Annotated in this window: 26 protein-coding genes; 18 read left to right on the top strand and 8 right to left on the bottom strand. The window is 66.4% G+C overall.

Going from position 1 to position 21,507, the window contains the following annotated elements; all coding sequences use genetic code 11:
* Positions 1–75: 75 nt before the first annotated feature.
* From ACQ5BL_RS12520 to ACQ5BL_RS12505, 4 genes are all read left to right on the top strand, one after another.
* On the top strand, positions 76–1,074 hold the full coding sequence (locus ACQ5BL_RS12520; protein WP_243803960.1) for a sulfate ABC transporter substrate-binding protein: 999 nt from the start codon (positions 76–78) through the stop codon (positions 1,072–1,074).
* 122 nt (positions 1,075–1,196) lie between these two features.
* Positions 1,197–2,015 (top strand): sulfate ABC transporter permease subunit CysT, encoded by an 819-nt coding sequence (gene cysT, locus ACQ5BL_RS12515; protein ID WP_430293146.1) that lies wholly within the window; start codon positions 1,197–1,199, stop codon positions 2,013–2,015.
* A 10-nt stretch (positions 2,016–2,025) separates the two neighbouring features.
* A complete protein-coding gene (gene cysW / locus ACQ5BL_RS12510; RefSeq protein WP_243803958.1) occupies positions 2,026–2,898 on the top strand; it encodes a sulfate ABC transporter permease subunit CysW in 873 nt (290 codons plus the stop codon).
* Between the two features lie 10 nt (positions 2,899–2,908).
* Entirely contained in the window at positions 2,909–3,898 is a 990-nt protein-coding gene (locus tag ACQ5BL_RS12505) for a sulfate/molybdate ABC transporter ATP-binding protein (RefSeq protein WP_243803956.1), read from the top strand.
* 153 nt (positions 3,899–4,051) lie between these two features.
* Here the strand turns inward: ACQ5BL_RS12505 and ACQ5BL_RS12500 are convergent, their stop codons facing one another.
* Positions 4,052–4,624 carry a TetR/AcrR family transcriptional regulator gene (locus ACQ5BL_RS12500; protein ID WP_430293145.1) on the bottom strand — a complete coding sequence of 191 codons (573 nt, stop codon included), beginning with the start codon at positions 4,622–4,624 and terminating at the stop codon, positions 4,052–4,054.
* 92 nt (positions 4,625–4,716) lie between these two features.
* Between ACQ5BL_RS12500 and ACQ5BL_RS12495 the strand changes: the two genes are divergently transcribed.
* Together ACQ5BL_RS12495 and ACQ5BL_RS12490 are read left to right on the top strand one after the other, a co-directional pair.
* Entirely contained in the window at positions 4,717–5,448 is a 732-nt protein-coding gene (locus tag ACQ5BL_RS12495; RefSeq protein WP_430293144.1) for an SDR family oxidoreductase, read from the top strand.
* A gap of 35 nt (positions 5,449–5,483) precedes the next feature.
* The gene (locus ACQ5BL_RS12490) at positions 5,484–6,074 is read left to right on the top strand and encodes a 2-hydroxychromene-2-carboxylate isomerase (protein WP_243803950.1); all 591 of its coding nucleotides are present in this window, start codon (positions 5,484–5,486) and stop codon (positions 6,072–6,074) included.
* A 164-nt stretch (positions 6,075–6,238) separates the two neighbouring features.
* On the opposite strand, the gene ACQ5BL_RS12485 is transcribed toward ACQ5BL_RS12490, so the two are convergent.
* Positions 6,239–6,640, bottom strand: a complete 402-nt coding sequence (locus ACQ5BL_RS12485) for a hypothetical protein (protein ID WP_243803948.1) — start codon at positions 6,638–6,640, stop codon at positions 6,239–6,241.
* A 128-nt stretch (positions 6,641–6,768) separates the two neighbouring features.
* On the opposite strand from ACQ5BL_RS12485, the gene ACQ5BL_RS12480 reads away from it, so the two are divergent.
* A complete protein-coding gene (locus ACQ5BL_RS12480) occupies positions 6,769–7,572 on the top strand; it encodes a helix-turn-helix domain-containing protein (RefSeq protein ID WP_243803947.1) in 804 nt (267 codons plus the stop codon).
* Positions 7,573–7,578: 6 nt separating this feature from the next.
* Here the strand turns inward: ACQ5BL_RS12480 and ACQ5BL_RS12475 are convergent, their stop codons facing one another.
* Positions 7,579–8,103, bottom strand: coding sequence for a DUF962 domain-containing protein (locus ACQ5BL_RS12475; protein ID WP_243803945.1), 525 nt, complete (start codon positions 8,101–8,103; stop codon positions 7,579–7,581).
* 75 nt (positions 8,104–8,178) lie between these two features.
* On the opposite strand from ACQ5BL_RS12475, the gene ACQ5BL_RS12470 reads away from it, so the two are divergent.
* Positions 8,179–8,868: a Crp/Fnr family transcriptional regulator gene (locus ACQ5BL_RS12470; protein ID WP_243803944.1), complete on the top strand. Its 690-nt coding sequence runs from the start codon at positions 8,179–8,181 to the stop codon at positions 8,866–8,868.
* A gap of 141 nt (positions 8,869–9,009) precedes the next feature.
* A complete protein-coding gene (locus ACQ5BL_RS12465) occupies positions 9,010–9,777 on the top strand; it encodes a hypothetical protein (protein WP_243803942.1) in 768 nt (255 codons plus the stop codon).
* Between the two features lie 39 nt (positions 9,778–9,816).
* On the opposite strand, the gene ACQ5BL_RS12460 is transcribed toward ACQ5BL_RS12465, so the two are convergent.
* Positions 9,817–10,785 carry a magnesium transporter CorA family protein gene (locus ACQ5BL_RS12460; RefSeq protein WP_207886721.1) on the bottom strand — a complete coding sequence of 323 codons (969 nt, stop codon included), beginning with the start codon at positions 10,783–10,785 and terminating at the stop codon, positions 9,817–9,819.
* A gap of 88 nt (positions 10,786–10,873) precedes the next feature.
* On the opposite strand from ACQ5BL_RS12460, the gene ACQ5BL_RS12455 reads away from it, so the two are divergent.
* The 3 genes from ACQ5BL_RS12455 (at position 10,874) to ACQ5BL_RS12445 (ending at position 14,389) form a co-directional block, all read left to right on the top strand.
* The gene (locus ACQ5BL_RS12455; RefSeq protein ID WP_207886722.1) at positions 10,874–11,149 is read left to right on the top strand and encodes a hypothetical protein; all 276 of its coding nucleotides are present in this window, start codon (positions 10,874–10,876) and stop codon (positions 11,147–11,149) included.
* A 68-nt stretch (positions 11,150–11,217) separates the two neighbouring features.
* A complete protein-coding gene (locus ACQ5BL_RS12450; RefSeq protein WP_207886723.1) occupies positions 11,218–11,451 on the top strand; it encodes a TIGR02647 family protein in 234 nt (77 codons plus the stop codon).
* 91 nt (positions 11,452–11,542) lie between these two features.
* A complete protein-coding gene (locus ACQ5BL_RS12445; RefSeq protein ID WP_243803940.1) occupies positions 11,543–14,389 on the top strand; it encodes a class I adenylate cyclase in 2,847 nt (948 codons plus the stop codon).
* Positions 14,390–14,435: 46 nt separating this feature from the next.
* On the opposite strand, the gene rnk is transcribed toward ACQ5BL_RS12445, so the two are convergent.
* From rnk to ACQ5BL_RS12425, 4 genes are all read right to left on the bottom strand, one after another.
* Positions 14,436–14,840 (bottom strand): nucleoside diphosphate kinase regulator, encoded by a 405-nt coding sequence (rnk, locus tag ACQ5BL_RS12440; RefSeq protein ID WP_207886725.1) that lies wholly within the window; start codon positions 14,838–14,840, stop codon positions 14,436–14,438.
* A gap of 179 nt (positions 14,841–15,019) precedes the next feature.
* The gene (locus ACQ5BL_RS12435; protein WP_207886726.1) at positions 15,020–15,226 is read right to left on the bottom strand and encodes a DUF1289 domain-containing protein; all 207 of its coding nucleotides are present in this window, start codon (positions 15,224–15,226) and stop codon (positions 15,020–15,022) included.
* Positions 15,204–15,539: an iron donor protein CyaY gene (gene cyaY, locus ACQ5BL_RS12430; protein ID WP_015479506.1), complete on the bottom strand. Its 336-nt coding sequence runs from the start codon at positions 15,537–15,539 to the stop codon at positions 15,204–15,206. The genes ACQ5BL_RS12435 and cyaY overlap by 23 nt, the downstream gene beginning before the upstream one ends.
* Positions 15,536–16,597 (bottom strand): AraC family transcriptional regulator, encoded by a 1,062-nt coding sequence (locus ACQ5BL_RS12425; protein ID WP_243803938.1) that lies wholly within the window; start codon positions 16,595–16,597, stop codon positions 15,536–15,538. Before ACQ5BL_RS12425 ends, cyaY begins: the two co-directional genes overlap by 4 nt.
* Positions 16,598–16,750: 153 nt before the next feature.
* Between ACQ5BL_RS12425 and lptM the strand changes: the two genes are divergently transcribed.
* From lptM to ACQ5BL_RS12395, 6 genes are all read left to right on the top strand, one after another.
* Entirely contained in the window at positions 16,751–16,891 is a 141-nt protein-coding gene (gene lptM, locus ACQ5BL_RS12420) for an LPS translocon maturation chaperone LptM (RefSeq protein ID WP_015479508.1), read from the top strand.
* An 11-nt stretch (positions 16,892–16,902) separates the two neighbouring features.
* Positions 16,903–18,150, top strand: coding sequence for a diaminopimelate decarboxylase (gene lysA, locus ACQ5BL_RS12415; protein WP_243803936.1), 1,248 nt, complete (start codon positions 16,903–16,905; stop codon positions 18,148–18,150).
* Positions 18,151–18,163: 13 nt separating this feature from the next.
* Positions 18,164–18,994 carry a diaminopimelate epimerase gene (gene dapF / locus ACQ5BL_RS12410; protein ID WP_243803934.1) on the top strand — a complete coding sequence of 277 codons (831 nt, stop codon included), beginning with the start codon at positions 18,164–18,166 and terminating at the stop codon, positions 18,992–18,994.
* 52 nt (positions 18,995–19,046) lie between these two features.
* Positions 19,047–19,748 carry a DUF484 family protein gene (locus ACQ5BL_RS12405; protein WP_207886730.1) on the top strand — a complete coding sequence of 234 codons (702 nt, stop codon included), beginning with the start codon at positions 19,047–19,049 and terminating at the stop codon, positions 19,746–19,748.
* A 64-nt stretch (positions 19,749–19,812) separates the two neighbouring features.
* On the top strand, positions 19,813–20,730 hold the full coding sequence (xerC, locus tag ACQ5BL_RS12400; protein WP_430293143.1) for a tyrosine recombinase XerC: 918 nt from the start codon (positions 19,813–19,815) through the stop codon (positions 20,728–20,730).
* On the top strand, positions 20,727–21,419 hold the full coding sequence (locus tag ACQ5BL_RS12395; protein WP_243803932.1) for an HAD family hydrolase: 693 nt from the start codon (positions 20,727–20,729) through the stop codon (positions 21,417–21,419). Before xerC ends, ACQ5BL_RS12395 begins: the two co-directional genes overlap by 4 nt.
* Positions 21,420–21,507 lie beyond the last annotated feature (88 nt).

Below are 21,507 nucleotides of genomic sequence, written 5' to 3'. Positions count from 1 at the left end.
ATGCGCGGCTGATATAGCCCCCCGAAAGACCTGCCAAACAAACACTAAAAAATCTGTATTTTTCAGGAGCTGCACATGTCCATCCGCCGTTTCGCCCTGGCCGCTCTCGCCAGCGCACTGATTGCCGGCCCGGTTTCCGCCGCCACCCAACTGCTGAACGTTTCCTACGATCCGACCCGCGAGCTGTACCAGGCCTACAACACCGCCTTCATCAAGCACTGGAAGGCCCAGGGCGGTGACGACCTGACCGTGCAGCAATCCCACGGTGGCTCCGGCAAGCAGGCCCGCGCCGTGATCGACGGCCTGAAGGCCGACGTGGTGACCCTGGCCCTGGCCGGCGACATCGACGAACTGAACAAGCTGGGCCAGCTGCTGCCCGCCGACTGGCAGGCACGCCTGCCCGACAACAGCACCCCCTACACCTCGACCATCGTGTTCCTGGTGCGCAAGGGCAACCCCAAGGGCATCAAGGACTGGGGCGACCTGACCAAGCAGGGCGTGGAAGTCATCACCCCGAACCCGAAGACCTCCGGCGGTGCCCGCTGGAACTTCCTCGCCGCCTGGGCCTGGGCGAAGAAGCAGTACGGTAGCGAAGAGAAGGCGCAAGCCTACGTGAAGGACCTGTACAAGCACGTCCCGGTTCTGGACACTGGCGCCCGCGGTTCGACCATCACCTTCGTCAACAACAACATCGGCGACGTGCTGCTGGCCTGGGAGAACGAAGCCTTCCTGGCCAAGAAGGAACAGGGCGGCGAGAACTTCGAGATCGTCGTTCCGTCCGTGTCCGTCCTGGCCGAGCCGCCGGTGGCCGTGGTCGACAAGAACGTCGACAAAAAAGGCACCCGCAAGGTCGCCGAGGAATACCTGAAGTACCTGTACAGCGAAGAAGGCCAGCGCATCGCCGCGCAGAACTTCTACCGCCCGCGTAACGCCAAGGTCGCCGCCGAGTTCGCCAACCAGTTCCCGAAACTGAACTTGGTGACCATCGACAAGGACTTCGGCGGCTGGAAGGTCGCGCAGCCCAAGTTCTTCAACGACGGCGGCATCTTCGACAAGATCTACCAGGCGCAGTGATGCGCCAACCGCCCGGCCTCGCGCCGGGCGACCCGATCCGCGCGGGCCGGTGCACAGCCCGCGCGGAACGAAAACCCCCGCCCCATGGCGGGGGCTCAACGCGTTCATAGAAAGGACAGCCAATGTCACGACGCATCTCCCCGGTCATACCCGGCTTCGGGCTGACTCTGGGCTACACCCTGGTGTATCTCAGCCTGTTGGTGCTGATTCCGCTGGGGGCCATGTTCCTCAAGACGACCCACCTTTTCTGGGATCAGTTCTGGGCCATCATCACCGCACCGCGGGTCATCGCCGCGCTCAAGCTGAGCTTCGGCACCGCGCTGATCGCCGCCCTGATCAACGGCGTGATCGGCACCCTGCTGGCCTGGGTGCTGGTGCGCTACCGCTTCCCGGGGCGCAAGATCATCGACGCGATGATCGACCTGCCCTTCGCCCTGCCCACCGCCGTGGCCGGTATCGCGCTCACCGCGCTGTACGCGCCCAGCGGCCTGGTCGGCCGCTTCGCCACCGAGATCGGCCTGAAGATCGCCTACACCCCGCTGGGCATCACCCTGGCGCTGACCTTCGTGGTCCTGCCGTTCGTGGTGCGCACGGTGCAGCCGGTGCTGGCGGACATCCCGCGTGAAGTGGAAGAAGCCGCTGCGTGCCTGGGCGCCAAGCCGTTGCAGGTATTCCGCCACGTGCTCCTGCCGGCTCTCCTGCCGGCCTGGCTGACCGGTTTCGCCCTGGCCTTCGCCCGCGGTGTCGGCGAGTACGGCTCGGTGATCTTCATCGCCGGCAACATGCCGATGAAGACCGAGATCCTGCCGCTGCTGATCATGGTCAAGCTGGACCAGTACGACTACACCGGCGCCACCGCCATCGGCGTGCTGATGCTGGTCGTCGCCTTCGTCCTGCTGCTGTTGATCAACCTGCTGCAACGCCGCATCGAAACGCCCTGAGGAGCGCGCCATGAGTACCGCAAGCCTTTCCGCCGCGGCCGCTGCCAACGCGGCTCGCCGGGGTAATGTCTGGGGCCGCCGCGCCCTGATCGCGCTGGCCTGGCTGGCCTTTGCCCTGTTCCTGCTGCTGCCGCTGTTCGTGGTGCTGAGCGAGGCGCTGAAGCAGGGCTTCGGCACCTTCTTCGAAGCCATCCTGGAACCCGATGCGCTGGCCGCGCTGAAGCTGACGCTGATCGCCGTGGGCATCTCGGTGCCGCTGAACCTGGTGTTCGGTGTCGCCGCCGCCTGGTGCGTGACCAAGTTCGAGTTCCCCGGCAAGAGCATCCTGGTGACCCTGATCGACCTGCCGTTCTCGGTCTCGCCGGTGATCGCCGGCCTGATCTACGTTCTGCTGTTCGGCGCCCAGGGCTACTTCGGGCAGTGGCTGTCGGACCACGACATCCAGATCGTCTTCGCCGTGCCCGGCATCGTCCTGGCCACCATCTTCGTCACCTTCCCCTTCGTCGCCCGCGAACTGATCCCGCTGATGCAGGAACAGGGCACCCAGGAGGAAGAGGCCGCGCGCCTGCTCGGCGCCAACGGCTGGCAGATGTTCTGGCATGTGACCCTGCCGAACATCAAATGGGGCCTGATCTACGGCGTGGTGCTGTGCACCGCGCGGGCCATGGGCGAGTTCGGCGCGGTGTCGGTGGTCTCCGGACACATCCGCGGCGTCACCAACACCCTGCCGCTGCACGTCGAAATCCTCTACAACGAATACAACCACGTCGCCGCTTTCAGCGTCGCCACCCTGCTGCTGCTGATGGCCCTGGTCATCCTGCTGCTCAAGCAGTGGAGCGAATCGCGCCTGACCCGCGCCAAAGTAAAAGCTGACGAAGAGTGAGAGCCACGCCATGAGCATCGAGATCCGTAACGTCAGCAAGAACTTCAACGCCTTCAAGGCGCTGAACGATATCAACCTCGACATCCACAGCGGCGAACTGGTCGCCCTGCTCGGCCCGTCCGGCTGCGGCAAGACCACCCTGCTGCGCATCATCGCCGGCCTGGAGACCCCGGACGCCGGCAACATCGTGTTCCACGGCGAGGACGTCTCGCAGCACGACGTGCGCGATCGCAACGTCGGTTTCGTGTTCCAGCACTACGCGCTGTTCCGCCACATGACGGTGTTCGACAACGTCGCCTTCGGCCTGCGCATGAAGCCCAAGAGCGAACGCCCGAGCGAGTCGCGCATCGCCGAGAAGGTCCACGAGCTGCTCAACATGGTGCAGTTGGACTGGCTGTCCGACCGCTACCCGGAGCAGCTCTCCGGCGGCCAGCGCCAGCGTATCGCCCTGGCCCGCGCACTGGCGGTGGAACCGAAGATCCTGCTGCTGGACGAACCCTTCGGCGCCCTCGACGCCAAGGTGCGCAAGGAGCTGCGCCGCTGGCTGGCGCGCCTGCACGAGGAGATCAACCTGACCTCCGTGTTCGTCACCCACGACCAGGAAGAGGCGATGGAAGTCGCCGACCGCATCGTGGTGATGAACAAGGGCGTGATCGAGCAGATCGGCTCGCCGGGCGAGGTCTACGAGAACCCGGCCAGCGACTTCGTCTACCACTTCCTCGGCGACTCCAACCGACTGCATATCGGCGGTGACGAGCACGTGCTGTTCCGTCCGCACGAGGTCTCGCTGTCGCGCTCCGAAGTGGCCGAGCATCGCGCCGCCGAAGTCCGCGACATCCGCCCGCTGGGCGCGATCACCCGGGTGACGCTGAAGGTGGAAGGCCAGGACGAACTGATCGAGGCCGAAGTGGTGAAGGACCACGACAGCCTGACCGGCCTCGCCCGCGGCGAGACGCTGTACTTCAAGCCGAAGGCATTCCAGCCGGTGGCGAATATCTAACCCAGCGTATCCCTGTAGGAGCGGGCCATGCCCGCGAATTGCGCCCATGGGGCGCTCCTACAGGCAACGCTGCGGCTTTCCCTGCGACACGGATGAATCCGTCCTGCCCCCGCAGGAGCGGACTTTGTCCGCGATCGCGGGCATGGCCCGCTCCTACAGGTCCGTGCCTTCGTCCAGATGCCGCAGCAGGAAATCCCGGCTCGACTCGATGATCGCCTTCTGCGTCTTCTCGCCGGCAACCATCCGCGCCAGCATCAGCGCCCCCACGCACTGCGCCAGCAGCGCCCAGGCATCTTCCGGCGACCCCAGCACCTCGGCCCACGCCTGCTGCAAGTCCACCAGCGCGTCCTCGGCGCTCTGCCGCACGGTTTTGTCGGCGCGGGCGATCTCCGCCCCGAGCGCGGGAATCGCGCAACCGGCGCTGGCGTCCTGTACGTGGGTGACGCTCAGATAACGCTTCAGCCCACGTTCCAGTCGCGCCCGGTCCAGCACCTTGCCCTTGGCCGCCAGCCGTTCGACGCTCTGCTGCAACTCACGCTCGACGATGGCCGCAAACAGTTCGTCCTTCGAACCGAAGTGGTTGTAGAACGCCCCGCCGGACAAGCCCACCGCCTTCATCAGCCCATCCACGCCAGTAGTGGCGAAGCCGCCCTGCTTGGCGAGCGCGCCGCTGCTGTCGAGCAGGCGCTGGCGGGTTTCTTCCTTATGGGTGGCTGAGTAGCGCATCGGGGCGACTCCGGCGAAGCGGTTGACGATGAGCTGGAGAGTAACATAACGTTCGTTTACCTAACGACCGTTTACCAAAGAGGAAAACGAGGATGCCGCAGAACAAGAAAGTCGTACTGGTCATCGGCGCGGGTGACGCTACTGGGGGCGCCATCGCCCGTCGTTTCGCCCGCGAGGGCTATGTCGCCTGTGTCACCCGCCGCTCGGCCGACAAGCTGCAGCCGCTGGTGGACGCCATCCGCGCCGAAGGTGGCGAGGCCCACGGCTTCGCCTCCGACGCGCGCAAGGAAGAGGCGGTGATCGAGCTGGTGGAAACCATCGAGCGCGACATCGGCCCCATCGAAGCCTTCGTCTTCAACATCGGCGCCAACGTGCCGTGCAGCATCCTCGAAGAGACTGCGCGCAAATACTTCAAGATCTGGGAAATGGCCTGCTTCTCCGGTTTCCTCACCGGCCGCGAAGTGGCCAAGCGCATGGTCAAGCGCCAGCGCGGAACGATCCTCTTCACTGGCGCCACCGCAGGCCTGCGCGGTGCTTCCGGCTTTGCCGCCTTTGCCGGGGCCAAGCACGGCATCCGCGCGCTGGCCCAGAGCATGGCTCGCGAGCTGGGGCCGATGGGCCTGCACGTCGCCCACGTAGTGGTGGACGGTGCCATCGACACCGAATTCATCCGCGAGACCTTCCCCGAACGCTACGCGCTGAAGGACCAGGACGGCATCCTCGATCCCGAGCACATCGCCGACAGCTACTGGTATCTGCACTCTCAGCCACGCGATGCCTGGACTTTCGAGCTGGATCTGCGCCCGTGGATCGAGCGCTGGTGATCGCCCCATAACGACAACAAGAAAGAGAGCCACTCATGAGCAAGAGCGTCGAGTTCTACTTCGATTTCGGCAGCCCGACTACCTACCTGGCCTACACCCAGTTGCCGAAAATCTGCGCCGAAACGGGCGCCGAACTGGTCTACCGCCCCGTGCTGCTGGGCGGCGTGTTCCAGGCCACCGGCAATGCCTCGCCCATCGCCATCCCGGCCAAGGGGCGCTACACCCTGATCGACATGCTGCGTTTTGCCCGCCGCTACGGCGTGCCGCTGAAGATGAACCCGCACTTCCCGATCAACACCCTCACCCTGATGCGCGCCGCCGCCGGCATTCAGATGCGCCAGCCGGAACGCTTCGAGGCGCTGCTGGCCTGCGTGTTCAAGGGCATGTGGGTGGACGCATTGAACCTGGGCGATCCGGCTGTGCTCGGCCCGTTGCTCGCCGAGGCGGGCTTCGATCCACAGGCGCTGCTGGCGCTGACCGCCGAACAGGAGGTGAAGGACGCGCTGAAAGCCAACACCGAGGCGGCGATCAAGCGCGGCATGTTCGGCGCGCCGACGATGTTCGTCGGCGACGAGATGTTCTTCGGCCAGGATCGCCTCGACTTCGTCCGCGAGGCGTTGGCATAAAGCGGTTCGCGAGCAAGCTCGCTCCTACGAAGAGCCCACCCTGTAGGAGCGAGCTTGCTCGCGAACATCAGAGCACCGTAGGGCGCATAACCTGGAACAGGTTATCCGCCGGCCACTATCCGGCGGATAACGCTGGCGCGTTATGCGCCCTACGGGTGTTGCAGTTACAGGGCAAGAACCGCCGACCGCCGCAGGCCGAAGAACTCGAGCTCGGCCAGCAGCAGGACCACCAGCGCCTGCCCAATGACGAAGGCGTAGCCCAGGGTGGTCGGCTGCACGTAACCGGTCACCAGCAGGGCCGCGCTTTCCACCACCCACAGCGCGTTCAAGGCGATCACCGCCCAGACGCCGGTGCGCGACAGCAGCGGCTGGTTGCTCATCCAGTAGAGCACCAGCCCCAGCGGCAGGAGCACGATGCCGGCCACCATCAGCAGGACGAACGGCAGACCGAAAAGCTCGCCCAGCGGTTGCGCGGCCAGGGCCATCAGCAGGCCCATGGCGCCGCCGGCGATGGCATCGACTTTCAGGGTGAGACGAAGCAGCGGGGAGGGTTGCAGCAGAGTCATGGCGAAGCTCCTTCAGGGATCGCCACCGGTTGGCGGCGTGTGGCTGAAGAATCCGCCGCAGACGTAGGTGCGTCGATTACCTGCCAGGTAATGGCCGTACCGCCTGCGCAGGTCTATCGTTCGATCCCATGAACAGTCCAGCCCAGAACAACCCAGCCCAACCAGTCGGCGCCCTGCTCCGCCAATGGCGCCAGCGCCGCCGGCTCAGCCAGCTCGACCTCGCCTGCGACGCGGAGATTTCCACGCGCCACCTGAGCTTCGTCGAAACCGGGCGAGCCTTGCCCAGCCGCGAGATGCTCCTGCATCTGGCCGAACAGCTGGACATCCCCCTGCGCGAACGCAACCGCCTGCTCAGCGCCGCCGGCTACGCCCCGGTGTACTCGGAGAAGGGTCTGGACGACCCGGCACTGACCGTGGCGAAACAGGCCATCGACCAGTTGCTCAAAGCCCACGAGCCGAACCCGGCGATGGTGGTGGACCGCCATTGGAACCTGCTGGCGTCCAACCGCACGGTGGATATCTTCCTGATCGGCGTCGATCCGGAGTTGCTGCAGCCGCCGATCAACGTGCTGCGCATGAGCCTGCACCCCAAGGGGCTGGCGCCGCGCATCCTCAATCTGGGGCCGTGGAAGGCGCATGTGGTGGAGCGCCTGCAACGCGACTTCGAAGCCAGCGGCGATCCCGCGCTGGCAGCGCTGCGTGACGAGGTGGCGGCCTACCCGGCGCCGCCCTACGACGAGGCGGCCAATGGCGACATGGTGCTGATCCCGGTGCAGCTGCAGACGGAGCTGGGCGTGTGCAGCCTGATCGGCACTATCACGGTGTTCGGCACGCCGGTGGACGTGACGCTGTCGGAACTGGCCCTGGAAACCTTCTTCCCGGCCGACCCCGACAGCGCGCGGATCCTGCGCCAGCTCAGCGGCACGGACTGAACCGAATCAGGCGGTCGCCTTTTTCTCGCGGATGCAGGTGGGGCCGGCGCGCTCTTCCACGGCGTGGCGCACTTCGTCGCGCAGACCAAGCAGGAAGGCCGCCTCGGCGGCGACGAACAGCGGGCCGACGATCAGCCCGGTGAGGTCGTCGACAAACGCCGGCTTGCGCCCTTCGTACCAGTGGCCGACGAACTGGATGACCCAGCCCACTACGAACAGGCCGATGCCCCAGCTGAGCCAGTAGGCGGTGGTGCCGGCGGCGAGCGCCGCGCCGATCCACAGCGACAGCGCCAGCAGCGCCGTCATCAGCAGGCCGAAGCGCAGGTCCAGGCGCAGGTAGAAGACCACCGAAGCCAGCGCCAGCAGCGCGGCCGGCGAGACCAGCAGGCCGGCCAGCTCGAAGCCGGGGCGCGACAGCAGGGTGGCGATGGCCAGCACGATCATCGGGATACCGATGAAGTGACTGACGATATTCCGCCGGTCCCGGTGATAGGCGGCATATTGGGCAAGGTGATCGACGAGCGTTTTCATTGTTGTTCTCCCGCAAGGTGCTGGCATGATGGCGTTTGCGCGCAGCTCCACTCTGTCAATTAGCCGACAAAGCCCATGACCGCCAACCGCTCCTACCTGCCCCGCCTCGATGAAGGCCGCTGGTTCCAGGCCCTGCCCGAGAACCTGCGCCACGCGCTGTGCGATGCCGCCGTGGTGCGCCGACTGCCGGCCGGGCAGCGTCTGTTCGCCCGTGGCGACGCACCCTGCGGCGTGTATTGCGTGGTGGAAGGCGCGATGCGCGTCAGCGTGGTCGGCGAGAGCGGCAAGGAAGCGCTGCTGGCGCTGGTCGAGGCGCCCAACTGGTTCGGCGAGATCTGCCTGTTCGACGGCCAGCCGCGCACCCATGACGCCTACGCCGAGGGCGCCACCGTGCTCCTGCAGGTCCCGCTGGCCCCGTTGCAGGCACTGCTGGCGCAGCACCCGGAATACTGGCGCGACTTCGCCCTGCTGATGAGCCACAAGCTGCGCATCACCTTCGCCGTACTGGAAGAGCTGTCGCTGCTGCCCGCCGCGCCGCGCCTGGCCCGGCGCCTGCTGATGATCGCCGAGGGCTATGGCGAGTCGGCCACCTGCAAGCGCGAGCTGCACCTGCCGCAGGAGCAGTTGGCGGCCATGCTGTCGCTGTCGCGGCAGACCACCAACCAGATCCTCAAGGACCTGGAGGCCCAGGGCATCCTCCGCCTGAGCTATGGCGGCATCGAGATTCTCGACCGCGAGCGCCTGCGCCACGCCGCGCATGCCTGAGCACTCGACCTGACGAATCCTCCTTTTGGATGGTTGCAGCGGCTCCGTTCGGCGCTAGCCTTGGAGTGGCTGCAACCCCGGCGCCGAGAAAATGCCCCGGCGCCTCGCGCGGCACACAATAACAACAAGGAAACGCCCGCCATGCTCCGAAAGCTCGATGTGCTTCGCGGTATTCTGCTGTGCTGTTTCGGACTCCTCGCCCTCAGTGCCCACGCCAACCTGCCCAGTGATGAACTGCAGCTGCAGACGATGCAGGTCTACACCTGCCGCTCGATCAACAGCCTGCTGTTGCTGCGCGGCGAAGGCTTCCAGGAAGACCACGCCGCCCAGTTGGAGAAGGACCTGGCCACGCTGGACCAGGCGATCAAGGCCTACCCCAAGTCCGACGGGGCGCTGAAAAAGGCCCACGCCGACTTCGTTACGCAAATACGCAATGGCGTTTCCTACGGACCCAAGGAAGAGGACCTGCCCTGGCGCTACAACCAGGACCTCAGCCGCGCCCTGCGCGAACTGCTGACCCAGATCGAACGCTTCGTCCCGGCCAGCGCCGATCCCAGCCAGATTCCGCTGTGGCAGCTGCCGGTGCGGGTCGAATTCCTCGCCACCCAATACCTGGGCCGCTCCTACCTGAGCGGGCTGGAACTGGCGCGCGAGCAGCCCCAGTCCTATCTGGGCCAGGACGAGAGCGTACTGGTGCCGCTGCTCTCGCAGCGCATCGCGCAACTGCCGGACAACGATGCGACCAAGAAGCTGCACACCCGCTGGGAGTACCTGAGCAAGGCGCTGGCGGACATGAACAGCAAGAACAACACCGTGGTCAGCGCCTCGGGCCGGCCCTGGGCGCCGATCATCGTCGATCGCAACGCCCGGGCGGTGTCCGGCCAGTTGATGCAGTTGAGCCAGCAGTAGACCCGGCTGGAACCGGCGCCCCGCGCCGGTTCCAGCACCTTAGAGCCAGCCTTTGAACTTGAACCAGTAGTAGGGAATGATTGCCGAAACCACCATCGCCACCAGCGCCATCGGGTAGCCTGCCGTCCAGGCCAGCTCCGGCATGTGCTGGAAGTTCATGCCATATACAGTGCCCACCAGGGTCGGCGGTAGGAACAGCACGGCGGCGATGGAAAACACCTTGATGATGCTGTTCTGCTCGATGTTGATCAGACCGAGCGTGGCATCGAGCAGGAAGGTGATTTCCCCGGCCATCTTCGACTGGTACTCGCTCAGCGAACGCACGTCGCGCTCCACCGACTTCATGCCCAGCTTCACTTCCTCGCTGATCCAGCCGTTGCTGCCCTGGCGGAAGTAGGCCAGCGGCCGGCTGATGCTCAGCAGACTCTCGTTGAGCTTGGACAGCAGCGAGTTGCCGCGCCCCAGTTGCTTGACGATGCCCTGCAGGTCGGTCTTGTCGCCCTTGGCCTGACCTTCCTGGAAGATGCCGTTGGACAACGAATCCAGTTGCTGCTGCACCGTCTCCAGCACGTCGGCGATGCGGTCGACCACGCTGTCCATCAGGGTCACGAACAACTGGTCGCTCTTGCCCTCGCAGCCGCCACGCTGGGTACGTGCCTCGAAGGTGCGGAAGGCCAGCAGGTCAGTGTAGCGCACCGTCACCAGCCAGTGCGGGGTCAGCACGCAGGTGACTTCCGAGGTGCTCGGCTTGTGCTCGCGGATGCCGCCGACCACGGTGGTGGTCATGTACAGCGCACCGTTGCTCTCGTAGAAGCGCGAGGAGTCCTCGATCTCGGCCATTTCCTCGCGGGTCGGCACGTCCACCGCGATGATCGACTCCAGCAGCTGCTCCTCCTCGAGGGTGGGCTGGAACAGGTCGATCCACAGGGTGTCCTTGGGCATGCCATGGCACTCGCTGCCGTTGTGGCGCACCAGGCGGTCGCCGACGAGGGTGTAATAGGTGATCATGTCGCCCGACAATCCATTTACAGCCTGAAGTTGACCCGCAGGTTGGCCAACTTCGGGCTGCTTCACAAGCCCACCGGAGCGCAATGTGATGACCGACCAAGACGATGGCGACGAGTCCTTCGCCGAAGACACCCTGATCCAGGCCATCGAGAACCAGATCGAGAGCGAGAGCCCGCCGGCCGCCCGCGCGGTGTTCAACAAGCTCACCCTGGTCGGCTACGAGCGCGAGGATGCGCTTCACCTGATGGCCCTGGTGCTCGCCCACGAAATCGAAGCCATGCTGGCCGAAGACCGCGCCTTCAACGGCGAGTGGTACGAGCAAGCCCTGCGCGCCTTGCCGACCCTGCCCGGCGAAGACGAGTAACGGTGCTTGCCGAACAGGTCGGACTTGAGACTACACTGGGGGCTCACTGATCATTGGGAGTTGCGCATATGGCTTTCACCAAAGATATGGTTGCGGAACTGGACTTGCTGGCGCTCTTCGATCTGGAGAACAGCCAGGCGGGATTGAAAGTCCACCATGACGCCTCGCGGGACACCGTCGCGGCCGCCGAACGCCTGCATGCCAAGGGGCTGATCGACAAGCCCGATGGCGGCTACCTGACCAGCCTGGGGCTGGACGCCGCCGAGCATGCCCAGGTCCTGCTGGGCATCCTGCGCAGCTGATCTCAAGATTCGCCACGAGCGGGCGATAACCTGGCAAATTTCCGAGCGCCGCACCCCTGATGCGGCGCCGCTGGCCAGGCCGCAGCAAGCCATGACGCTCACCCCCGAGATTCGCCCGGACATCGACGACGGCATCGACCGCAAGGTACTGGCACAGTTGCGCCAGCGCTTCCTGAAGGTCAATGCCGGCCGTCTGCGGCGCGCCAGCGAGGCGCTGTCCACGCGCCAGCAACTGGTGCTGAAGCTGCTGCCGCTGCTGCTGGACGTGAACCATCCGCTGCTGCCCGGCTATGTGTCGGCGGCCACCCCGGCGGGCCTCGCCAACTTCGTCCCGGACGACGAACTGCTCGCCGAAGCCCAGCGCCTGACCCGCTCCTTCACCTACAAGCCGCGCCGCGGCGACCCGCCGTTGCCGATCCACGGCCTGTTCCTGATGGGCAGCCTGGGCACCGTCGCCCAGGCCGAACAGAGCGACCTCGACCTGTGGGTCTGCCACGCCTCCGACCTTTCCCCGCAGGAGCTCGCCGAGCTGCAGCGCAAGTGCAGCCTGCTGGAACAGTGGGCCGCGACCCAGGGTGCGGAGGTGCATTGCTTCTTCATCGAGGCGCAGCGCTTCACCCAGGGCGCGCGCGATGCCCGCCTGACCTCCGACGACTGCGGCACCAGCCAGCACTACCTGCTGCTCGACGAGTTCTACCGCACCGCCATCTGGCTCGGCGGGCGCACGCCGCTCTGGTGGCTGGTACCGGTCTATGAAGAAGGCCGCTACGCCGAATATTGCGAAACGCTGCTGAACAAACGCTTCGTCCGCGCCGAGGAAGTGATCGACCTCGGCCATCTGGCGCGCATCCCGCCGGGCGAGTTCATCGGCGCGGGCATGTGGCAGCTGTTCAAGGGCATCGAGTCGCCCTACAAGTCGGTGCTCAAGCTGCTGCTCACCGAGGTCTACGCCAGCGAGCACCCGAACGGCGCCTGCCTGAGCCTGCGTTACAAGCAGGCGATCTACGCCGGCCGGCTGGACGAGGAAGAGCTCGACCCCTACGTGATGCTCTACCGCCGCCTGGAGGAATACCTCACCGCGCGTGGCGAGCGGGAGCGCCTGGAGCTGGTTCGCCGCTGCCTCTACCTGAAGGTCGGCAAGAAGCTCAGCCGCCCGCCCCGCCTGGGCCACAAGAGCTGGCAGCGCAAGCTGATGGAGCGCCTGTCCGCCGAATGGAACTGGGACAGCCGCACCTACGGCCTGCTCGACAGCCGCAGCCAGTGGAAAGTCCGCCAGGTGCTGCTGGAGCGGCGCTCGCTGGTCAACGAACTGACCCACAGCTACCGCTTCCTCTCCCAGTTCGCCCGCCTGCAACAGGCCGCCAGCGGAATCAACCCACGCGACCTGAGCGTGCTTGGCCGCCGCCTGTACGCCGCCTTCGAGCGCAAGGCCGGCAAGGTCGAGTTCATCAACCCGGGCATCGCCCCCGACGTCGCCGAAGACATCCTCACCCTCGCCCAGTTGCCCGCCGAAGCCGGCAAGCCGCCCTCCTGGGCGCTGTTCAGCGGCAGCCTGGCACGGCAGGAAATGCCCGACTTCGCCCCTCTGCGCCGCGCCCGCGACCTGATGGAGCTGCTGGCCTGGAGTCACCGCAACGGCGTGATCGACGCCAGCACGCGCCTGTCCCTGCAACCGGGCGCCAGCGATCTCAACGAATTCGAACTGCAGAACCTGCTGGGCAGCCTGCAGCAGGCCTTCCCGCTGCCGCTCGCCGAGGTGCCGGAAAGCGCCCTGCTGCGCAGCAGCGTGCCGGCGCAGACGCTGATCCTGGTGAATGTCGGCCTCGACCCGTTGCGCCAGCACAGCCAGATGAACGTGCACATGACCACTGAGCGCACCGACTCGCTCGGCTATTCCGGCGTGCGCGACAACCTGGTGCTGACCCTCGATCAGATCACCCTGAACAGCTGGAACGAACTGGTGGTCAGCCGCTTCGCCGGGCCCCACGCGCTGCTCGACTGCCTGCGCGATTTCCTCAACGGCCTGCCCACCGATGCCCCACCGCCACGCCTGCTGGTGCGCTGCTTCTGCCGCAACCGCGCGGTGGCCATCGCCCAGCGCGTGGAGGACCTGATCCGCGACGCCCACGGGCAGCTCGCCAGCGGACGCGGTGGGCGCTTCCTGCTGCAGGTGCAGCAGCACTTCCACCTGCTGCAACTGACTCCGGGCGAGGTCAGCCACCGGGTGGTGGAAGGTTTGCCGGCGCTGATCGAACACCTGGGCGACACCCAGCAGGACAACGGTTTCCTGCAACTGGACCGGCATGCACTGGAAGGCGAGGACCTGGGACTGATCCTGCCGCTGGGCCGGGCCAATTGCGTGCAGGTGTTCTATCGCCTGGACGAGGGCAATGCCGAGATCAGCGTCCTCGACGAACGCAACGCACTCTGGCGCCGCCGCCAGTCCTACGACAGCGAGGAAAGCCTGCTGCTGCCGCTGCAACGCTTCCTGCAATCGGTGCAGTACCGGCGCAACGCGCTGCTGCCGCTGCCCGATGGCCAGCGCACGGTGGGCGCGGAGATTCTCTTCTATGAGGTCCTGCCCAACGGTCACCAGCAGGCGCAGCGGATCGAACGGCGCACCCCGGCACAGGCGCTGGTTCCGCTGCCGTACTACAACGTGCAGGCGATCATCGAACCGGGCGACGGGCAACGCGCGCGCACCACGCTGTACTGCAACCACCGCGAGTTCTCGGAACTTGAGTACGGCGACGGGCTGTTCCAGGCGGTGGCCAAGCACATCCTCGGCCAGCGTAGCGGCCAGGAGCGCTATCCCTGCTACATCACCGACCTCGACCTGTCGGCGATGCAGGAGGGCGGCGAGCTGCAGACGGTGCATTTCCTGCGTTACAAGCAGAGCCTGGAGCAGGCTCTGAACCGGGCGCTGGCCGAGGCCTGAACGGCCACGCCGGGCACCCGGTGGAGGGGTCTTGCGGGGCGGCGGATCAGCGATCGTAGTCGCCGGCTGCCTCGGGCTGGTACTCCACTTCCAGCAGGGTCAGCTTCAGCGTCTTGCCGCTGGGCGCCGGCCAGTCGATGCTCTGCCCGGTGGTCAGCCCCAGCAGCGCGGTGCCCACCGGCGCCAGGATCGAGACTTTGCCTTCACCGCCGGCATCGGCCGGGTAGACCAGCGTCAGGTGGTATTCCTTGCCGCTGCCTTCCTCGCGGCAACGTACGGTGGAGTTCATCGTGACCACGCCCGGCGGTACCTCGTTGTGGCCAACGACCGTGGCACGGGCCAGTTCGGCCTCCAGTGCCTCGGCAGCGGGACCGTACTCATCCAGGCTGTCGAGCAGGCGCTCCAGACGTTGCAGGTCGAGTCGGGTAACGGTGATGGGTGTCGTGGTCATGATGGTTGGCAGTCTCCTTACAGGAGAGCCCCGGACGCTCGCGCGTTCGGGGCCCTGGGTCAATCTCGTGTGAAAGCTCGTGTTGAAGCGATCGGGTTTTCGAAAAATGAAAAACCCCGCCCTAAGGCGGGGTTTTTCCGGACACTAACACAGCACAGAAAATAAGCAACACCAACCCGTCACCACTTCGGCGAGCGGTTGTTTCGGCGCTTTTCGCAGTCCGCCAGGATCGCCCGGCGTCGCTCGCCGTCCGCCTTGCCCCACTCCAGGATCTCGCTCAGGGTGCGGCCGCAGCCGAGGCAGATGTCCGCCTCGTCCAGGCAGCATTGCCGGCAGCAGGGCGAGGCGACGCTCGCCTGCGGCTCAGATGCCGGGGAAGTCGACATCCTCGCCCGCCTGTTCCAGCGTCGCGCGGTTGAGCAGCGCGCCCAGCGGCTCGCGGGTACTGTCGCTGATCCACAGCGAACCGGATTCGTCATAGTCGAAGTGGAAGCCACCGGAGCGCGCCGCCACCCACAGCTGGCGAAGGGCCGGCTGGCGACTGAGGATCAGCTGGGTGCCATTCTCGAAGCGCACCGTCAGCACGCCGCTGGAGTTCTCCAGGTCAACATCCAGGTCGCTGTCATCGAAGGCGTCCTCCACCGTTACCTGTACGGCATCCACCAGGTCGTGGAAGCGGGCTTCGCTCAAAGTGCTCATGCATCGTCCTCGGGATCGGTCAAAGGCGTCAGTTTACGCCGGTATTGGCCCAGACTCTGCCCCGTCCAGCGCCGGAATGCACGGGCGAGCGAGCCGGCCTCGCTGAAACCGAGCAGATAGGCGATGTCGGCGCTGTCCAGCGCCGGGTCGCGCAGATAATGCAGCACCAACTGCTGGCGGGTTTCGTCCACCAGTTGGCTGAACGACAGGCCGGTGTCACGCAGGCGGCGCTGCAGGGTACGCGGGCTCAGGGCGAGCATCTGCGACAGGCGTTCGAGGTCCGCGCCCTGTTCCGGCAACTGGCGCGCCAGTTCGAGGCGGGCGCGGTCGAGCACGTTGTCGCCCTTGTTGATCTCCGCCAGCAGCCGCTCGGCGTAGGCATCCAGGGTGCGCCGTACCTGGGCGTCGGCCTGGGCCAGCGGCAGACTCAGCAGGCGCCTGGGGAAAACCAGCGCGTTGTCCGGCTGATCGAACAGCACCGGGCAACGGAAGATGCGTTCGTGCTCGCGGGTGTCCGCCGGAGCACTGTGGCGGAAGCGAACCTCGAACGGCGCCTCGTCCACGCCGCTGACCCAATGGCCGAAGCTGACCCAGCCGGCCAGCGTCTCTTCGCTCATCTGTCGCTGCTGTTGCGGCAGCAAGGGCTCCCAACGGTGCCTCACCAGCGGCTCGCAGCCCGCACGCGGCGGCTCGTCGGCCAGGTCGACACGGCCCAGGTTGCCTACCAGCGCCGCGTAGCGCGCCTGGCGGTGCAGGGCATCGGCGAGGGTCGCGCAGCTCATGATCAGGTAGCCCAGCACGCCGTAGTAACCGGGGCGCACCGCTTCGCCCAGGTGCAGGCCGAGGTTGTCGTCGCCGCTCAGCCGCACGCCGGCGCCCACCAGTTCCAGATAGGCACTGGCGGCGATGCGCTGGTCGCGCTGGATGAGGATCGAGGGGGCCAGGTGCACCGTCGCCAGCAGCCGCGCCGGATCGACACCCTGGCGCTGCAGATGCTCCACCAGGCCCTGCAGGTAGGCCACCGACACCGAACTGGGCAGGGGATCGCAATAGTCCATCGGCACGTCCGTTTTTTGCCCGCAATCATAGGGCCAGTTGTTCGCCCGGCGCGAGCCGCAAGCCCCGCCGGGCGGGAGCCCGCTTGAATAGGCAAGCCGGCGGGGGGCCGGTATACTCCGGTCCAATTGACGCTTTATTACAAGGATTCCGCCATGAAGCGACTGCTGCTTCCCTTCGTCGCGCTGGCCGTGCTGACCGCCGCGCTGGCCGGCTGTGGCCAGAAAGGCCCGCTGTACCTGCCGGACGACGAGAAGGCCAAGAGCGAACACAGCAAGGACCGCTACGGTCTCTGAGGGCAGCTCCCATGGACGCCTTCCCGGTCCGCGACGGGCAACTGTTCGCGGAGGACGTACCGTTGTCGGCGATCGCCGAGCGCTTCGGCACGCCGACCTACGTCTACTCCCGCGCGCACCTGACGCAACAGTACCGCGCCTACGCTGACGCCCTGGCGGGTGTGCCGCATCTGGTGTGTTTCGCGGTCAAGGCCAACTCCAACCTCGCCGTGCTGAACGTGCTGGCGCGCCTGGGCGCAGGTTTCGATATCGTCTCCCGCGGCGAACTGGAGCGCGTGCTGGCCGCCGGTGGCGATCCTTCGAAAGTGGTGTTCTCCGGCGTCGGCAAGACCCGCGAGGACATGCGCCACGCGCTGGAAGTGGGCGTGCACTGCTTCAACGTCGAATCCGAGGTCGAGCTGGACCGCCTGCAGGCGGTCGCCGCCGAGCTGGGCGTGAAGGCGCCGGTGTCCCTGCGGGTCAACCCGGACGTCGACGCCCAGACCCACCCGTACATCGCCACGGGCCTGAAGGAAAACAAGTTCGGCATCGCCATCGACGCCGCCGAGGCGGTCTACGCCCGCGCCGCGCAACTGCCGAACCTGGACGTGATCGGCGTCGATTGCCACATCGGCTCGCAGCTGACCAGCCTGGACCCCTTCCTCGACGCCCTCGACCGCCTGCTGGTACTGGTCGATCGCCTTGCCGCGCGCGGCATCGCCATCCGCCACCTGGATCTGGGCGGCGGACTGGGCGTGCGCTACCGCGACGAGACGCCGCCTGCGCCGGGCGAATACATCCGCGCCCTGCGCGAGCGCCTGGGCAACCGCCCGCTGGCGCTGGTGTTCGAGCCGGGGCGCAATATCGCCGCCAATGCCGGCGTGCTGCTGACCCGCGTCGAATACCTGAAACACACCCCTGACAAAGACTTCGCCATCGTCGATGCGGCGATGAACGACCTGATCCGCCCGGCGCTGTACCAGGCCTGGATGGACGTCACCCCGGTCGTCGCCCGTGATGGCGAAGCACGCACCTACGACCTGGTCGGACCGATCTGCGAAACCGGCGATTTCCTCGCCAGGGAGCGCAGCCTCGCCCTGGAAGAAGGTGACCTGCTGGCCGTTCGATCGGCCGGCGCCTATGGTTTCGTGATGAGTTCCAACTACAACACCCGGGGCCGCGCCGCCGAGGTGCTGGTGGATGGCTCGGCCGCGCACGAAGTGCGTCGCCGCGAGACACTACAAGAGCTGTTCGCCGGCGAAAGCCTGCTGCCGGACTGAGGCCGAGACGACGATGCTTCTGCGCTTTACCAAGATGCATGGGCTGGGTAATGACTTCATGGTCCTGGACCTGGTCAGCCAGCACGCCCATGTGCAACCGCGCCATGTGAAACAGTGGGGCGACCGCAATTTCGGGGTCGGTTTCGATCAGTTGCTGATCGTCGAGCCGCCGAGCACGCCGGAAGCGGACTTCCGCTACCGCATCTTCAACTGCGACGGCACCGAGGTCGAACAGTGCGGCAACGGTGCGCGCTGCTTCGCCCGCTTCGTGGTCGACAAGCGCCTGACGGTGAAGAAGACCATCCGCGTGGAAACCAAGGGCGGGATGATCGAGCTGACCCTGACCAACGATGGCCAGGTCACGGTCAACATGGGCGCACCGCGCCTGGCGCCCGAGCAGGTGCCGTTCCAGGCCGACGCCGAGGCGCTGAGCTACCCCGTCGAGGTGGACGGCCAGCGTTTCGACCTCGCCGCGATCTCCATGGGCAACCCCCACGGCGTATTGCGCGTGGATGACGTGGACAGCGCACCGGTACGTACCCTGGGGCCGAAACTGGAAATCCACGAGAGCTTCCCGCAGAAGGCCAACATCGGCTTCCTGCAGGTGGTGAACCCGAACCAGGCGCGCCTGCGCGTCTGGGAGCGCGGCGTCGGCGAGACGCTGGCCTGCGGCACCGGCGCCTGCGCCGCCGCGGTCGCCGGCATCCGCCAGGGCTGGCTGCAATCGCCGGTACAGATCGAGCTTCCCGGCGGACGGTTGTCCATCGAGTGGGCAGGACCGGGTCAGCCCGTTATGATGACCGGGCCCGCGGTGCGGGTGTTCGAAGGCCAGGTACGTCTATAAGGCCTGTTTCCAACGCCGCATGAACCGGCGCAGGCAATAAACCGGGACGCTTATGACCGATACTCCGCAGGAACCCACCGTTACCCTCGAAGCCGACCAGGTTGCCGACTATCTCCGTCGGCACCCGGAGTTCTTCGTCGACCATGACGAGCTGATCCCGGAGATGCGCATTCCGCACCAGCCGGGCGATGCCGTGTCGCTGGTGGAGCGCCAGGTGCGCCTGCTGCGCGAGCGCAACATCGAGATGCGCCATCGGCTGTCGCAACTGATGGACGTGGCCCGCGACAACGACCGGCTGTTCGACAAGACCCGCCGCCTAGTGCTCGACCTGCTCGACGCCACCAGTCTCGAGGAAATCGTCAGCACCGTCGAAGACAGCCTGCGCCACGAATTCCTCGTGCCCTTCGTCAGCCTGATCCTGTTCAGCGACAACAACCTGCCGGTGGGCCGCTCGGTGAGCAGCGCCGAGGCGCACCAGGCCATCGGTGGCCTGCTGTCGGGCGGCAAAACCGTCTGCGGCGTGCTGCGCCCCCACGAGCTGGCATTCCTTTTCTGCGAAGATGAACGCGAGCAGGTCGGCTCCGCCGCCGTGGTGCCGCTGACCTTCCAGGGCCTGCACGGCGTGCTGGCGATCGGCAGCCCCGATCCGCAGCACTACAAGAGCTCGCTGGGCACCCTGTTCCTCGGCTACGTCGCCGAAGTCCTCGCGCGGACCCTGCCACGCTTCTCCACGCCGCTGCGGTCGGTCCGATAACAGCAGCGGCACGCGTCTCCCTGTAAGCTGCAAGAACACGCATGCCTGTACCTGGAGCTGACGCTTGAAGCTTGAAGCCGACATCGACGCCTACATGGAACACCTGCGCAGCGAGCGCCAGGTGTCCGTTCATACGCTCGACGGCTATCGCCGCGACCTGATGCGCCTGGCCACACTCTGCGAAAAATCCTCGATCAGCGACTGGCCGGCGTTGCAGGTGCGCGAGCTGCGCCTGTTCGTCGCCCGCCTGCACCAACAAGGTCTCGCCAGTCGTAGCCTGGCGCGCTTGCTGTCGGCCACCCGCGGGCTGTTCCAGTACCTGATCCGCGAAGGCCGCTGCCGGCACAACCCGGCCGACGGCCTCTCCGCTCCCAAGGGCGCGCGCAAGCTGCCGCGCACCCTCGATACCGACCGCACCGCACAGCTGCTCGACGGCGGCGTCGAGGACGACTTCATCGCCCGCCGCGACCAGGCCATGCTGGAGCTGTTCTACTCCTCCGGCCTGCGCCTGTCAGAACTGGTCGGCCTCGACCTGGAGTGGCTCGATCTGAAGGACGGCCTGGTGCGCGTGCACGGCAAGGGCAACAAGGTCCGCGAACTGCCGGTAGGCCGCGCGGCGCGACAGGCCATCGAAGCCTGGCTGCCCTTGCGCGCGCTCGCCTCGCCACAGGACAACGCGGTGTTCATCGGCCGCAGCGGCAAACGCCTGACGCCGCGCGCCATCCAGCTGCGGGTGCGCGAAGCCGGCGTGCGCGAGCTCGGCCAGCACCTGCACCCGCACATGCTGCGGCACTCCTTCGCCAGCCACATGCTGGAGTCGTCGCAGGACCTGCGTGCCGTACAGGAGCTGCTCGGCCATGCCGACATCGCCACCACGCAGATCTACACCCATCTGGATTTCCAACACCTCGCCTCGGTCTACGACCAGGCGCACCCGCGGGCTCGCCGCAAGCACGACGGCGAGCCGGGAGCTGAAGAATGAATATCCGTCTGGTCACCTTCGACCTCGATGACACGCTGTGGGACGTCGCCCCGGTGATGAACAGCGCGGAGGCCACCCTGCGCGAATGGCTGGCGGTGAATGCCGCACGGCTCGGCCCGGTACCCATCGAACACCTGTGGGCGATCCGCTCGCGCCTGATGGAGCAGGACCCCATGCTCAAGCACCGCCTGAGCGAACTGCGCCGGCGCATCCTGTTCCACGCGCTGCTCGACGCCGGTTATCCACAGGCCGAGGCGGGCGAGCTGGCCGAAGCCGGTTTCCAGGCCTTCCTCCACGCAAGGCACCAGGTGGCGCTGTTCCCCGAGGTGCATCCGACGCTGGAACGGCTGGCCAACCAGTTCATCCTCGGTGTGCTCACCAACGGCAATGCCGACGTGCGCCGGCTGGGGCTGGCCGACTACTTCCAGTTCGCCCTGTGTGCGGAAGAGCTGGGCGTCGGCAAGCCGGACCCGCATCCGTTCCGGGAAGCGCTCAAGCGCGGTGGCGTGGCGGCGGAGCAGGCGGTGCACATCGGCGATCATCCCAGCGACGACATCGCCGGCGCACGGCGCGCGGGGATGAAGGCGATCTGGTTCAACCCGGGGCGCAAGGACTGGGAGGGTGAAGAAGCACCCAGCGCGATCATCCACAACCTGTCGGAGTTGCCGGGGGTTCTGGCACGCCTGTAGGAGCGGACTCCGTCCGCGATAGGTCCGCATCGCGCCGGATGCCATCGCGGACGGAGTCCGCTCCTACGCACATGACAGGCCGCCCCAA

Origin of the sequence: Pseudomonas sp. B1-22 (assembly GCF_050474425.1) — a bacterium.
Classification (GTDB): Bacteria; Pseudomonadota; Gammaproteobacteria; order Pseudomonadales; family Pseudomonadaceae; genus Pseudomonas.
Note: the sequence above shows the minus strand (reverse complement) of the source record. Positions and strands in the feature narration are given on the sequence as shown.